This is a genomic window from Dorea sp. BIOML-A1 (assembly GCF_009875615.1).
GTDB classification, from domain to species: domain Bacteria; phylum Bacillota; class Clostridia; order Lachnospirales; family Lachnospiraceae; genus Dorea_A; species Dorea_A amylophila.
This window is the reverse complement of the sequence record NZ_WWSA01000015.1, coordinates 1-13,844: the sequence shown is the minus strand read 5'-3', so window position 1 is coordinate 13,844 and position 13,844 is coordinate 1. Positions and strand designations below refer to the sequence as shown.

Annotated in this window: 15 protein-coding genes; 2 read left to right on the top strand and 13 right to left on the bottom strand. The window is 39.7% G+C overall.

All coding sequences use genetic code 11. The features are described from left to right. Window positions 1–7: 7 nt before the first annotated feature. The 8 genes from GT508_RS07565 to GT508_RS07530 all read right to left on the bottom strand — a co-directional run bounded on the left by GT508_RS07565 (window position 8) and on the right by GT508_RS07530 (window position 7,494). On the bottom strand, window positions 8–961 hold the full coding sequence (locus GT508_RS07565) for a C-terminal binding protein (RefSeq protein WP_055214592.1): 954 nt from the start codon (window positions 959–961) through the stop codon (window positions 8–10). Window positions 962–1,037: 76 nt separating this feature from the next. After that, window positions 1,038–1,802, bottom strand: coding sequence for an SDR family oxidoreductase (locus GT508_RS07560; protein ID WP_161143920.1), 765 nt, complete (start codon window positions 1,800–1,802; stop codon window positions 1,038–1,040). An 18-nt stretch (window positions 1,803–1,820) separates the two neighbouring features. Next, entirely contained in the window at window positions 1,821–3,104 is a 1,284-nt protein-coding gene (locus GT508_RS07555) for a TRAP transporter large permease (protein WP_161143919.1), read from the bottom strand. Then, a complete protein-coding gene (locus GT508_RS07550) occupies window positions 3,104–3,601 on the bottom strand; it encodes a TRAP transporter small permease (RefSeq protein ID WP_161143918.1) in 498 nt (165 codons plus the stop codon). The genes GT508_RS07555 and GT508_RS07550 overlap by 1 nt, the downstream gene beginning before the upstream one ends. Further along, window positions 3,601–4,644, bottom strand: coding sequence for a DctP family TRAP transporter solute-binding subunit (locus GT508_RS07545; protein WP_243144093.1), 1,044 nt, complete (start codon window positions 4,642–4,644; stop codon window positions 3,601–3,603). The genes GT508_RS07550 and GT508_RS07545 overlap by 1 nt, the downstream gene beginning before the upstream one ends. A 14-nt stretch (window positions 4,645–4,658) precedes the next feature. Next, entirely contained in the window at window positions 4,659–5,675 is a 1,017-nt protein-coding gene (locus GT508_RS07540; protein ID WP_161143917.1) for a zinc-dependent alcohol dehydrogenase, read from the bottom strand. A gap of 298 nt (window positions 5,676–5,973) precedes the next feature. Continuing rightward, entirely contained in the window at window positions 5,974–6,675 is a 702-nt protein-coding gene (locus GT508_RS07535; protein WP_161143916.1) for a FadR/GntR family transcriptional regulator, read from the bottom strand. Between the two features lie 24 nt (window positions 6,676–6,699). Next, a complete protein-coding gene (locus GT508_RS07530) occupies window positions 6,700–7,494 on the bottom strand; it encodes an IclR family transcriptional regulator (RefSeq protein ID WP_161143915.1) in 795 nt (264 codons plus the stop codon). A gap of 181 nt (window positions 7,495–7,675) precedes the next feature. On the opposite strand from GT508_RS07530, the gene eda reads away from it, so the two are divergent. Further along, window positions 7,676–8,299, top strand: a complete 624-nt coding sequence (eda, locus tag GT508_RS07525) for a bifunctional 4-hydroxy-2-oxoglutarate aldolase/2-dehydro-3-deoxy-phosphogluconate aldolase (protein WP_161143914.1) — start codon at window positions 7,676–7,678, stop codon at window positions 8,297–8,299. 42 nt (window positions 8,300–8,341) lie between these two features. Continuing rightward, window positions 8,342–9,349 carry a 2-dehydro-3-deoxygalactonokinase gene (locus GT508_RS07520; RefSeq protein ID WP_138376111.1) on the top strand — a complete coding sequence of 336 codons (1,008 nt, stop codon included), beginning with the start codon at window positions 8,342–8,344 and terminating at the stop codon, window positions 9,347–9,349. A 167-nt stretch (window positions 9,350–9,516) separates the two neighbouring features. Here the strand turns inward: GT508_RS07520 and GT508_RS14800 are convergent, their stop codons facing one another. The 5 genes from GT508_RS14800 to GT508_RS07500 form a co-directional block, all read right to left on the bottom strand. Next, on the bottom strand, window positions 9,517–9,639 hold the full coding sequence (locus GT508_RS14800) for a hypothetical protein (protein WP_264292344.1): 123 nt from the start codon (window positions 9,637–9,639) through the stop codon (window positions 9,517–9,519). 332 nt (window positions 9,640–9,971) lie between these two features. Beyond that, window positions 9,972–10,340: a transposase gene (locus GT508_RS07515; protein ID WP_226851069.1), complete on the bottom strand. Its 369-nt coding sequence runs from the start codon at window positions 10,338–10,340 to the stop codon at window positions 9,972–9,974. Window positions 10,341–10,457: 117 nt separating this feature from the next. Further along, a complete protein-coding gene (xylB, locus tag GT508_RS07510; protein ID WP_138376134.1) occupies window positions 10,458–11,924 on the bottom strand; it encodes a xylulokinase in 1,467 nt (488 codons plus the stop codon). 239 nt (window positions 11,925–12,163) lie between these two features. Further along, a complete protein-coding gene (locus GT508_RS07505; RefSeq protein ID WP_161143912.1) occupies window positions 12,164–13,069 on the bottom strand; it encodes a carbohydrate kinase family protein in 906 nt (301 codons plus the stop codon). A gap of 269 nt (window positions 13,070–13,338) precedes the next feature. Further along, on the bottom strand, window positions 13,339–13,506 hold the full coding sequence (locus GT508_RS07500; RefSeq protein ID WP_161143911.1) for a hypothetical protein: 168 nt from the start codon (window positions 13,504–13,506) through the stop codon (window positions 13,339–13,341). Between the last annotated feature and the right edge of the window lie 338 nt (window positions 13,507–13,844).

Sequence of the window (13,844 nt, the reverse complement as noted above, 5' to 3'; positions counted from 1 at the left end):
CTACCTCCTATGCCAGTTTATTGATCGGGTAGTGAATTGCTTCACCATTGGAAAATCTTACAGATTCTTCTGCAACCTTTCTCTTCAGTTCACTTGCTGCTTCTTCCGAATACCAAGCCATATGAGGTGTTACAACCAGATTTTCATGCTTAAACAATGGTGAATCTTTACTTACCGGCTCTCCAAGCATACAGTCAAGTCCTGCTCCTGCAATTTCTCCATTGCTCAACGCCTCATCCAAATCTGCTTCATTAATGATTCCTCCACGTGCCACATTGATTAGCACTGCTGAATTCTTCATCTTCTTAAATGTCTCTGCATTGAATAAATCTTTATTTCCATCTGCCGGACAATGTAAGGAAATAATATCTGATTTTGTAATAATATCCTCTACAGAAACTGCTGTCACATATTCATCCGTCTCTGGTGTCGCTTTAAAATATGGATCTGTTCCGATTACTTTAAAACCAAGTGCATGCATTTTCTTTGCAAAATTACGCCCAATTCTTCCAAGTCCTACAACTCCAACTGTCAGTTCGCTGAATCTGTGGATTGGAATTGCTTTTGTATAATCCCATTTTTCATTCTTTGTAAACTGATTCATTTTTACAACTTCTCTTACCATTACCATGGCCAGTGCAATTGCGTGATCTGCCACTTCGTTCATTCCATAGTCCGGTACATTTCCTACCTGAATACCATGCTTCGTAGCCTCCGGTACATCAATCGTATCTACTCCAACACCATAACGGACAACATATTTTAATTTCGGACAGTTATCCATTACTTTCTTTGTAATCTTTGCATACTGTACAATAAATATCTCCGCGTCCTGGCACTGCTCAATCACCTCATCCTCTGTGATTGCCTGTTTCAGTTCTACTTCCATTCCTGCATCTGCAAATACTTTCTTTTCAATATCAATACTGTCATGATCACAGTCTGTAATAATTACTTTCATGTCTGTTCCTCCGATTATGTCATATTTTTCTATTATCTTTCATTCAATGTCTTTACTTTCTCTATATGTTCTGTCTCTACCTCACGAGATATCCTCCATCCACCGGAATGACTGCTCCGTTTAGATAGTCAGATGCATCCGATGCCAGGAATACACAAGGACCTTTCATATCTTCCGCTGTTCCCCAACGCTTTGCAGGAATGCGGTTTGTGATGGCTTCTTTTCTCGGATTGTTTGGATCCAGAAGTGCTGTATTCATTTCAGTCGCCATATATCCCGGTGCAATGGAATTTACATTAATTCCTTTTTCTGCCCATTCATTGCAGAATGCTTTGGTAATCTGAGCCACACCGCCTTTGGATGCCGCATATGCAGGTACCGTATATCCGCCAAAGAATGACAGCATCGATGCTACTGTAATAATCTTTCCTTTGCTCTCCTGTGCCATGAACTGTTTTGCCGCCAGCTGACACAATTCAAATACTGCAGTCAGATTCACATCCAGCACTCTTTTCCAGTCCTCCATCGGAAATTCTTCCGATGGATGTCTGCTCTGTACACCATGTGCGGTTACCAGAATATCCAGATGTCCGCCAAGTGCTGCCAGCGATTCCTGAAAAGCTTCTTTTAATGCTATTTCATCTCCCAGATCTGCCTGTACTCCCGTGCACTTGAATCCCTTTTGGTTGAATTCATCTGCACGGTCTTTAATTGTTTCTCTGATTCCTATAATTACAACTTCGCATCCAGCTTCCAGCAGTCCTTCTGCCATTCCGTGGCCAAGTCCTCTGGAACCGCCGGTTACAATTGCTTTTTTTCCTGTCAGATCAAATATACTCATAGCTGCCGTCCCTCCTCGTTACTTCATGAATATATTCGGAAGTGTCATACTGATTGCCGGGATAAATGTAATCAGTAATAAATCCACAACCATTACCAAAATAAATTTTATAATTCCGGAGCATACAGTTTCCAGATCACTCCGTCCAACCCTCGACGCAACAAACAGGTTGATTCCAAGAGGTGGTGTAATGAATCCGATTGCCAGATTGACAACCATTACGATACCAAAGTGGATTGGATCTACTCCAAACTGCATTGCGATCGGTAACAGGATCGGCGCCAAAACCATCATTGCAGGCGTCGTATCCATGAAGCATCCAACAATCAACAGTAATACGTTGATCAGCAATAAGATCAGGATTTTATTATCTGTAAAGTTGATAATTCCATTTGTGATTGCTCCCGGGATTTTTTCAATGGTAAGTATCTTTGTAAATGCAGTAGCACATCCAATGATTACCATGGTTGTTCCTGTTGTATTACATGCATTTCCAATTGTTGCAAACATTTCTTTGATATTAAACTCTCTGTAAATAAAGGCTCCGCAGATAAATGCATATACTGCTGCAACAGCTGCTGCCTCTGTCGGTGTGAAAATTCCTGCATAAATTCCACCAAGAATGATAATTGGATTTAATAATGCCCATTTTGCATCCCAGATTGCTGCAAGTTTTTCTTTTGCCGTATATTTTCTTTCATCACCTTTCCATCCCTGTTTCTTACAATACAGATAAGAAACAACAATCAGAGAAAAACCGATTAAAATACCCGGAAGGAAACCTGCCATAAACAAAGAACTGATGGAAGTACTTGTAGATACTCCATAAATTACCATCGGGATACTTGGCGGAATGATAACTCCGATACTACCTGCCGTAGCAATCAATGCCAGAGTAAAGCTCTTACTGTAGCCCTTATCCAGCATGGTCGGAATTACCATGGAACCAATTGCTGCAACGGTTGCCGGACCAGATCCGGAAACTGCTGCGAAGAACATACATAACACAATAGTTACTGTCGCAAGTCCACCTGTGAATCTTCCCAAAAATACGTTACATACATTCAACAGACGCTTGGATACACCACCTGCACCCATCAGTTCTCCTGCGAGAATAAATAACGGAATTGCCATCAGCGGAAAGGAATCAGCACTTGTAACCAACTGCTGTACAATGTATAAGGAACTGATACGTCCGTCTGCCAAAATTGCACAAAGAGAAGATACTCCAATTGCAATTCCAACCGGCATATTTAAAACTAAAGTAACAACTAATGCGATAAATAAAACTGCTGCAACCACTATTTTTCACCCCCGTTTTTTTCCGGCAGTTTTCCTGCCAAATACCAGATTGTCTGAATCTGTCTGATTACAACCAAACCAAATCCGACAACCGGTGCTGCGTTGATATACTGCAATGGAACTCCCAAGGCTGGTGACACTTTTCCGAACAGCCATTGTTTATATGTAAGTTCTACACCTGTCACAACGATGTATGCTGCAAATGCAAGTACCAGAAGTTCGCCAACAATTGTAATATACGGTCTTATTTTTTCCGGGAACAACTTTAATGCCGCATCAATTTTTATATGTTTCATCAGTTTACATCCATAAGCCACACCTATGTAGATCAGCCAAACGAAACAATATCTTGCAAGTTCTTCCGACCATGAAAGCGAATTATGCATTACATATCTCATAATAACCTGAATGAATATGATGATTGTCATAACCGACATCAGGATGATACAGATTGTTTCTTCCAGATAATCATTCAAGAATTTTAATATTTTTTTCATTATTTTCCCTCCTCACGATACTGGGTCAATTCTTTCTGAATTTTATCGAAATATTCCGGATGTTCCATGGAACTCTTTGCCAGACTGAATACATCTGCATCTTCAATGAGCTTCTGGAATTCTTTTTTCTGATCGTCCGTCAATGTATTCACTTCGCATCCATATTTTTCCATTTCCTTGATTCCTTCTTCTTCATCTTTTGCAGATACTTCCAGCTGATATGCTGATGCTTCTTTCATTGCTTTATCAATAATTTCCTGCTGTTCATCTGTCAAAGAATCATATTTGTCCGGATTCATAACTACTACATAAGGTGTATATACATGCTGTGTCAGTGAAATGTATTTCTGAACCTCATAAAAGCGGTTACTATAGATAATTCCGATTGGGTTTTCTTCTCCATCTACAGTTCCCTGTTGCATAGCTGTAAATAACTCTGAAAATGCCATTGGTGTTGGGTTTGCTCCGATGGATTTCCATGCTTTCAAATGAATTGGATTTTCCATTGTACGGATTTTCTGTCCTTTACAGTCTGCCGGTGTCTCAATCGCATGATCATTATTCGTGTAATTACGGAATCCGTTTTCCCACATTGCCATATGCTTCAATCCAACTTTGCTTACACCCTTTAACATTTCCTGTGCCGCTTTTCCATCAAATCCCACATCATATACTTCCTGTGAATTCAAGAACAAATATGGTGTATCGTAAATGTAATAATCTTTGTATAATGTTGATAAACTACTGCTGGAAGATACTGCAATATCAATATCTCCATTCTGTACACCTTCAGCTGCTGTCTTGTCATCACCAAGCTGATTGTCCTGGAACAGATCTACTTTGATATCTCCGTCTGAATATTCTTCTACAAGTTCTTTAAATTTTTCTCCTGCTTTTTTTGCTGAATTTGATGTTACATTTGCAAAAATAAGATTCACCTTATCCTGCGTTTTATATTTACTGCCTGCCTTTGTCATTCCAACTCCGGCAACCAGTGCAAGTACGATTAATACCGCTGTTACTGACTTTGTCTTACTGGACATCTGCCATTCCCTCCTTATACATTTTCACAGTCAACTACAATCTTGATCGTTCCACATTCTGGATCTGCTATCATATCGAATACTTTGTCACTTTCTTTCAGTGGAACAACATGTGTTACAATTTTTTCAAGTTCTGTTTCTAATTCTTTTGTAAGTTCTGCAGCTCTTCCAAATTCTTCTTTCGTATATACTCTTGTTCCAACCACTGTCTGCTCTTTGAAGTTCACATCTCTTAAGTTCACTTCGTGTGGTTTTTTATGTACTGATACGATACAGATTTTTCCGCGGACTCTTGTAATATCTGTCATCTGCATTGCCGGCACTGCCGCGCCGCTACATTCAAAGAATGTATCGCATCCCTCACCGTTTGTTGCATCCTTTACAACTTTTTCCAGATTTTCTTTTGCCGGATTCACTGGTATAAATCCAAGTTCTTCTGCAATTTCAAGCCTTTTTTCAACAACATCGGAAATAAATATCTTTGATGCCCCTGCATGTTTTAACATGATTCCACATAACATTCCAATTGGTCCGGCTCCAACTACCACTGCTGTGTCCAGTGCCTCAAATCCTGACATGTGAATTGCGTGGACAAGTACTGCAAGAGGCTCAATCACTGCTGCCGCTTTATCACTGACCCCATCCGGAACCTTAAACAGCACATCCTCATCTGTGTATACGGTCTGACACATCCCACCGTCTGTATCAATCCCGATCAGTCCCAGTGTATTACATACATGTTCATTTCCACTTCTGCATGCAAGACAGTGTCCACAGGAAAGTAACGGATAAGGGACAACTCTGTCACCTTTTTTGAATTTCTTTCCTTCTTCTGCAACAATCCCCAAAAATTCATGTCCCAGAATCAATGGTGCTTTTGCTCTTGGATGTGTTCCAAGATAAATACCAATATCTGATCCACAGACTCCGCAATATCTGATATTTAATTTCACTTTCCCGTCCTGCTTTTCAGGTTCTTTTACCTCTTGAACTTCTACCCGCTTAGGTCCAGCATATACTAATGCTTTCATTTGCTCTCCTCCATTTTCCTTGTAATTGTCTGATTAATCTTTATGGTTTTATTATATATGCGTCTTACAACTTTGGCAATATTGTATATTTTTTTCTCCGTTTGCACCATTTATTTTGTGCACACTTGTTAATTATATACAATTTAACGCCTTAAATACATCTGATGTCTTAATTTTTGTCAAAAAAAAATCAAGAACCAATTGCCAAAAAACCTTGATTTTAAGGCATTTCCTCTTGATTTTTATTTAAAAAACTTGTCTGACATCCTTATTTTTCGCTACTTTTTTACATATTTTTCTACTCAAAACGTCGCTTTCGTTCGATTTCTTTTATGATATAAATCCTGTTTTCGCTGATATGTGCTATCATCGCACTTCTTGCTCCGTTCGCATCTCCTCTTGTTATAGCTTCGACAATCTGTTCATGAAAACTCACCGTTGTCTCTGTCAGGCGTTTACTCGTCATCTCGACTGTCAGTCCTACTGACTGCTGAATAATCGGCACAAGCTTCGCTATGATCCGGTTCTTTGTCGCCTCTGCAATCAGCTGATGAAATCGTGCATCCTCTTCATGATGATTCAATCCCTGTCTGATCATTCCGATCACTTTCCGGTTCTGTCTGGATATCTCCGCAATCTCGTTCTTATCTGCATGAATTGCTGCCAGTGCTGCACTTTCGGGCTCCAGTATCATACGCACATCCAGAAGTTCTAATGCCATCTCTTCATCCTTTCCCATCAGGGAAATTCCAAGCGGATCTACCGCTACACCTTCATTTTGCGAAATAAAGGTTCCCGCTCCTCTTTTTATCGTCAGTATATTTCTTGTTTCAAGGCTTTTTACCGCTTCTCTGACCGTACTTCTTCCGACATTTAGTTTTTTTGCCAGTTCATATTCATTCTCCAGACGGTCTCCAGGCTTCATATGATTGGTTCGGATCATCTCAATGATATCTTCTGCCGCTGCTTGCGCCAGAGGCATCCCATTTTTTTGTTTCATCACAACACCTCCCGGTCATGCCATTTATGCTTCTGTTTCCAATGGTGAATATACCCACTCCCTTGTGTTATCCTGAATCAGTTTCTCGATATGTTGCCTTGCTTTTTTCAGTTCTTCCATTGCTTTTTTTTCAAATTCTTCTGAATAGTAAAACACCGGAACAGCCACACTCATCCCTGCAATTACATTTTCTTTGTATTTTACAGGAACTGCAATACACTGCACATCTTTATTCGATTCCTCTTTTTCAAATGAATAGCCTGATTTTTGCGTCTCTTCCATCTGTGAGAAAAGTGTGTCAAAATCATCAATCGTATATTCTGTCAATTTATATAGCCCTTCCGGATATAATGTTTTAATGTCTTTTTCTGTCTTTCCGCTAAGCAGGGCTTTTCCAATACCTGTTGCATATGCCGGATATTTGTATCCTCTTTTTGCCTGGATCGTGATGGGCGTCGGTACTCTTTCTTCCAAAAGATATAAAACCTCACCACCGGATAATACCGAAAAATATGCAGTCTGATTAACCGCAGATGACAAATTCTTCAAAACATAATCTATTTCCTGTAACAGATCGGAATTCTTCGTGTAAGAAGAACCAGCAAAATATGCTGCCTGTCCAATTGTATAATTCCCATTATCATTCATTCTGATAAAATTCATTGCCTGCATGGTCTTTAAGATTGGATGAAGACTTCCCTTTGGAATCTCCAGTCTCTGTGCCAGACCGGTCAGTGACATTCCTTCCGAAGTTGCAGATAAAAGCTCAAATATTTTCAAAACCCGATAGGTCGATCGGTGCATTTTCTCTTCTTGCATAATAGCTTCCTCTCTTTCATTTACACTCATTTTACCATATCCAAAATGAATGCTCTATACAATATTACCAAATTCAGGCAAGTTTTTTTGTTATCAATTGAGAATTGTCACCATTCCTTTCCAGTGTTATAGTTCCTATATAGGAACTAATTATTATTTGCAAACATTCGAGGTGCTATAAATGAATTATGTATCTATCTTAAATCAACTGTTGGAGAATAAGATCATCGCCATCTTACGCTTAGATTCTCCGCAAAAAGCGCAAAAAGGAATTGAAGCATTAAAAAAAGGCGGTATCCAGGCAATTGAAGTGACCCTGAATACTCCCGGAGCACTTCAGGTTATTTCTCACTATCAAAATGTATCTGATCTGCTGATCGGAGCCGGTACTGTACTTGATGAAGCATCCTGTCTAAATGCAATTCAGCATGGCGCACAGTATATTGTTACTCCTACACTCAATGAAGGTGTTATAAAATGTGCTAACCGATACCAGAAACCGGTCATCTGCGGCTGTATGACTCCGACAGAAATCATTACTGCTTTAGAACTTGGGGTAAATATGATCAAACTATTCCCGGCTTCTATCCTTGGCCTGGATTCTATTAAAGCCATAAAAGCTCCGATTCCACAGGCGCTTATAGGACCAACCGGAGGAGTGAATCTTGAAAATATAACTGTATGGCAAAAATCCGGTGCAGATTTTTACGGCATTGCCGGAGAATTTTCCAAATTAGCTAATGAAGAAAAATACAGTGAATTAACGGAAATCGCACATAGATACTCTGCTGCCATTTCACATTAAACATTATAACAGCAGTATACTCATTATCACGGAGGATAAATCATGAATTATATAATAACCGTAGACGGTGGAACAAGTAATACCAGAACTTATCTTTGGACTGCCAATGGACAAATCCTTACACAACGCTCACAAGCAATCGGTGCCAAAACATCTGCGATAAATGGCAGCAGCCAAGCATGGAAAAAAGCAATTCACAATATGATTGAAAGCATGCTTACTGAATGTGCAGTTTCCGATAATGCTATCCAAGGAGTCTATATGTCCGGAATGCTAACCAGCGACCTTGGCATCCTTGAAGTGCCACATCTTACTGCTCCTGTTTGCATGAAAAATTATCAGGAGCATCTGATCCGTGTACATCTGCCGGAAGTATTCTCAAAAGAGATCGTTCTGATTCCCGGCATAAAAAATACACTTTCCAATTCTGAATCTCTTGATTCTCTGCGCAGATTTGACATTATGCGAGGCGAAGAAACAGAAACTTATGCCTTGATCGAACGGTATGGTGCCGGTCAGAATACTATCTATATTCTGCCTGGCTCACATAATAAGTACGTTTTTGTAGACGAAAGCTCTACAATACTAGCTACAAGCACCACACTCTCCGGAGAATTATTAAATTCGATTGTCAATGATACCATTGTATCCAGTTCTGTCGATCATGGATTTCCGACAATGGAACACTACAATCTGGAGATGATACAGTATGGCTGTGAAATGCATCGCAAAGAAGGGATTGGACGTGCACTCTTCCTCACACGACTTTTTGATCGGTTTGGTAAACAGTCAAAATATAATCTGCAGAACTATGTTCTCGGAGTTGTATTGGAAAGTGATCTCTCTGCCCTTCACAATGCAGCTTTTTTTGAAGATACCATGAATGTACGTATTGTCATCCATGGAAACGGTGCTTTCAGTCATGCACTTTATGATCTGTTAAAAGATGATCCTGCGTTCCATAATATCGTGCTGGATAACTCTGAAGAAATACCGATTGCCGCACAGGGTGCATATCACCTTGCCATGAAAGACCTGCAAATGCGTTAAATTCTAATCCTTTCCTATTATTTTTATAGAATTTAGTAATTGCAGTATTATTTTTTCATGCATATTCGCAGAAAGGGGAGCTATTGCAATGTGAACTTCCAGAAATTTTAAACCTAAAAGTCTCCGGTTTTCAACACGAAGCACTGAAATCGGAGACTTTCTGTAGATTATAATTCCTGCTCTTCAAATGAATCTGACTGAATGTATCTAAGAATCTCCTCATAGGAGCGACTGCTCTTCATGACTGCATTCATCAGCCCTTCTGTCTGCAGTGCTTTCTTTTTCTCCAACAGACTCTTTAGTTTATCGGTTGCTTCATCATACTTTTTTCAGTTCTTTTATGGTGGCTGGCACTGTCATATAATTCGGTTTTTTATTCAATCTACCCACACAGATTCAGTTCTCTTTCTGTGACCTGTGTGTTTTCTTCCGGCAATAGGAAGATTTTGTTTTCCTTCTCATAATGCAGATAGAAGTATTTTTTATACATAGGACCGAAGGTGAATTCCTCATCTCGATGATTCATCATATATGTTTTCATGTTCTTTAGCTTGTCTTCAAATCGTATCCTTTCAGAGGCTTCCTTCGATATGCTGTGATATATATGAAAATATCGCTCTTTTCAATCTGCTTCATACAGTCTTCCTTTTACAGTTTTTCCATAAACGCCAAATCCATCCATGTCACAATTTCGCTTGTTTTCAAAACTACCTTTATTACTCAGAATCAGTTCTGATACCAAATCTGCCATTCCCTTTACCATAATAATAAAGCTATATCCACATTTATCCATATGCTCAATGTTCTGTTTCGAAAAATATCCGCGATCCAAAATAAAACCAACTTTCTTATATCCATATCCCTGTGCCTTATTCAACATCAATTTGAGCTGCGATATATCTACAATACTACCCGGATATTTTTCACAGAACAGAGGTTCCCGGTTATTCACATCGTATCCCATGGCATAGTTAAATACTGGAAATCCTATATCAACCTTGGACTTTCCGTATTCTACGAGTTCGACATCACCAGCCTGACTGTTTTTATTTGTGGAATCATATGAAATATATGTTTTTATATGACAAAATTCATTTTTCTGAAAAAATCAGCCTTTTTCATATAAGCATTTCACAGTTGGATAGAGCTTTCTGAACTGCTGATAACGTTCTTCATATTTTGCTGTCAGCTCCTCATCCGGCCCCACTGTATCTACTACTTTTACAATCTTTGCTGCTGCCGTCTCTACATCCGGATATTCACCACAGCCAACTGCTGCCAGCATTGCTCCGCCAAGTGCCGGTCCTTCTTCATTTTCAACTACATCAACCTTCAGGTTCATGATATTGGCAATCATCTTCTTCCAAAGTGGACTCTTGGCTCCACCACCACAAATCTTGGTTCTCTCAATTTGAATCCCAAGACTCCTTGCAACTTCCAGAGAATCACGAAGTCCAAACGCTACACCTTCCAGCACCGCCTGAGTCATATCTTCACGGGTCGTATCCATCGACATTCCGATAAACATCGCTCTTGCATCCGGATTATTATGAGGCGATCTTTCCCCCATCAGATATGGGAGATAGAATACACGATTCTCGCCAAGCTTTGTAATTCCGGCCTGTTCTGCAGCAAAATCCTTAGTCTTTAAAATTTCTTCATTCCACCATTTATTACATGATGCCGCACTTAACATACATCCCATCAGATGATAATGACCATCTGCATGTGCAAATGAATGCAGTGCATTATTCTCATCTACTCCAAACTTGTTGCTTGATATAAAGATAGTCCCGGATGTTCCGAGGGAAATGTTACACATTCCGTCTCCCACTGTCCCTGTTCCTACCGCTGCTGCTGCATTATCTCCGGCTCCTGCAATTACTTTTACATTCTCTGCAAATCCAAGTTCATCTGCAATTTCTTTTTTCAGAGTTCCAACTACTTCATAACTTTCATATAATTTTGGCAGTTTATCTTCTGTAATTCCACAGATATCCATCATCTCTTTTGACCAGCTGCGATTCTTCACATCCATAAGAAGCATTCCTGATGCATCCGATACATCAGTACAGAAAGATCCTGAAAGTTTATACGCCAGATAATCTTTCGGCAGCATAATCTTTGCAATCTTTTCAAAATTCTCCGGCTCATGCTTTTTCATCCAGAGAATCTTCGGTGCAGTAAATCCTGCAAATGCAATATTTGCCGTATATTCTGATAGCTTATCTTTTCCAATCACTTCATTCAGGTACTCTGTCTCTTCCCCTGTTCTTCCGTCATTCCAGAGAATTGCCGGACGAATAACATTATCATCTTTATCCAAAGCAACCAGACCATGCATCTGGCCTCCAAAACTGATTCCTGCTACCTGTGACTTATCACACTCAGCAGTCAGTTCTTTGATCCCTTCCATTGATTTTTCAAACCAGTCTTCCGGTTTCTGCTCTGACCATCCCGGATGTGGGAAGAAGAGCGGATATTCTTTCGAAACAATCTTTTTAATATCTCCTGTCTCATCCATCACCAGAAGTTTTACTGCTGATGTTCCAAGATCTACACCTATGTATAGCATCATTTACCTCCATAATCACTTTTGGGACTGAAAAAACAGTCCCATCTATTACTTATTACCTGTCCATTATTATCCCCACGGATTCTCTGTCGGATATTTTACCCCCGCCGGCTGGTTATAGCCAATCTCATCTAGCGGAACTCCGATATATTTGAATACGTCATCTGTATAATATCTTTCGAATGTTACAACTGGTTCAACTTTCAGAATCTATTATTCAGCATTCTATTTCAACCACATTACCTCAGCCATGTAGTCGCTCCAATATGCTGAACCGCCTCTGCGCCATATCGGTTTCCCTCTTTTGCACATTCTTTCAGGCCTTTTCCATTCAGCAATGCATTCAAAAATCCCGCCGCAAAGCTGTCTCCGGCTCCGGTTGTATCAATACACTTTACATTTTCTTCCGCAGCTATCCAGCAATTTTCCACATCTGTCCGAATATAGCATCCACGCTTTCCACATTTTATGATCACATTTCCCACACCTGTGGATTTTATGCATTCTGCTGCTTCTTCGACTGATTCCGTTTCCGTCAGAAGCATCGCCTCTTCATCATTTGGAAACAGATAATCAATATACGAAAAAGCTTCTGCCATATCTTCCAGCGTCTCGCCCTTTTTACGCTTTGTCATATCCGAACAGACAATTTTCCCCTGCATTTTTGCCTGTGAGAATATTTGCACCAATTTATCAGGATCAATCTTTGGAAATACAAATATGCTCGCAAAGCATATGATTTTTGCACTCTCAGGAAATGGCATCTGGATATGTTCTACTTTCAAACTTCGAAGTGTACCATGCGGATTCGTTAAAAAACTTCTTGTTCCATCTTGCTCCACAAGAACAATATTCATTCCCGTCTTTTCTTCTTTTTTGATGCACGCATCCCGTACAATGATCCCTGCATCATCGCAATGAGTTTGTATGAATTTTCCCGCATCATCCTGACCTATCACCGTTTCCAGCTGAACTCTCCACCCTTTTTTGGCAAGTATAGTGGCTTCATTTAATGCATCTGCGCCCGTCGACATATGTATATCTTCTGTTGAATACGATCCCGCTTCAAATACCTTCGCGTTTACAGGATATGCCAGAACATCAATAATTGCTGCTCCTATAATTACTATTTCCGGATTTTGCATACTGCTCTCCTCTTAATTTTTTTTATATTTTCAAGTATACATAATTGAATTATTTTCTTCAAGATTATTGTGTCCATCGCCCAAACTTTCACTGGTCATTTCTTTCTAAAGTCTGGCAAGTTCTCTTGTATATTTAGGTATAGCAAAAACCCCAGAGGTTTTATCCTCTGGGGTATATATTTGAGTTAATATTCTGATAACAGATTATAATTACTCGATGATTGTAGCAACACGTCCTGATCCTACAGTACATCCACCCTCACGATACTTTAATCCCGTTTTACCCTGCATTTTTTATGTTTTTCTATCCAAAATACAGTGAAAAATGGCTGATTTACATACTCTATTTTTATTTGCCTGATTTCTTGGCACCGTTTTGGCACCGGAAATCTTATTCTAAATGCTTTGTCATCAACGCCTACTACTTCCTCTGCCATTTTCTTATTGCACCCATTATTTTTTATTGTTATAATCAGAACATGGATGCTACCATAACGGTAGGCGGTTAGTCCTTCAACAGAGGGACTGTGACCCTCTGATTACATAGAAACCCGAAAGGGAATCCGCTGGAAAGGAGGGCTAAGCCAATGAGTATTGTGGACTTCATAGCAGTAGTGAGCTTCGGCTTAACCTGCTTTAGTATCGGATATACATTAGGCAAAGATAATCATAAACCACAAAAATAACCGCCCCAGCCTGTGGTATGCTCCCCGTCAAGAGGACAATAAAAAATAATAAATTTTTGTATCGTCAGCCATGCTATGGCTGGCGATAT

Excerpts from the sequence above, each read along its gene's own strand:
- GT508_RS07545 (WP_243144093.1), bottom strand. The coding sequence starts at position 4,644 with ATGTCCAGTAAGACAAAGTCAGTAACAGCGGTATTAATCGTACTTGCA.
- GT508_RS07520 (WP_138376111.1), top strand. The coding sequence starts at position 8,342 with ATGAATTATATAATAACCGTAGACGGTGGAACAAGTAATACCAGAACT.
- GT508_RS07560 (WP_161143920.1), bottom strand. The coding sequence starts at position 1,802 with ATGAGTATATTTGATCTGACAGGAAAAAAAGCAATTGTAACCGGCGGT.
- GT508_RS07540 (WP_161143917.1), bottom strand. The coding sequence starts at position 5,675 with ATGAAAGCATTAGTATATGCTGGACCTAAGCGGGTAGAAGTTCAAGAG.
- GT508_RS07530 (WP_161143915.1), bottom strand. The coding sequence starts at position 7,494 with ATGCAAGAAGAGAAAATGCACCGATCGACCTATCGGGTTTTGAAAATA.
- GT508_RS07550 (WP_161143918.1), bottom strand. The coding sequence starts at position 3,601 with ATGAAAAAAATATTAAAATTCTTGAATGATTATCTGGAAGAAACAATC.
- GT508_RS07565 (WP_055214592.1), bottom strand. The coding sequence starts at position 961 with ATGAAAGTAATTATTACAGACTGTGATCATGACAGTATTGATATTGAA.
- GT508_RS07535 (WP_161143916.1), bottom strand. The coding sequence starts at position 6,675 with ATGAAACAAAAAAATGGGATGCCTCTGGCGCAAGCAGCGGCAGAAGAT.
- GT508_RS07505 (WP_161143912.1), bottom strand. The coding sequence starts at position 13,069 with ATGCAAAATCCGGAAATAGTAATTATAGGAGCAGCAATTATTGATGTT.
- eda (WP_161143914.1), top strand. The coding sequence starts at position 7,676 with ATGAATTATGTATCTATCTTAAATCAACTGTTGGAGAATAAGATCATC.
- xylB (WP_138376134.1), bottom strand. The coding sequence starts at position 11,924 with ATGCTATACATAGGTGTAGATCTTGGAACATCAGCAGTAAAACTTCTG.
- GT508_RS07500 (WP_161143911.1), bottom strand. The coding sequence starts at position 13,506 with ATGGCAGAGGAAGTAGTAGGCGTTGATGACAAAGCATTTAGAATAAGA.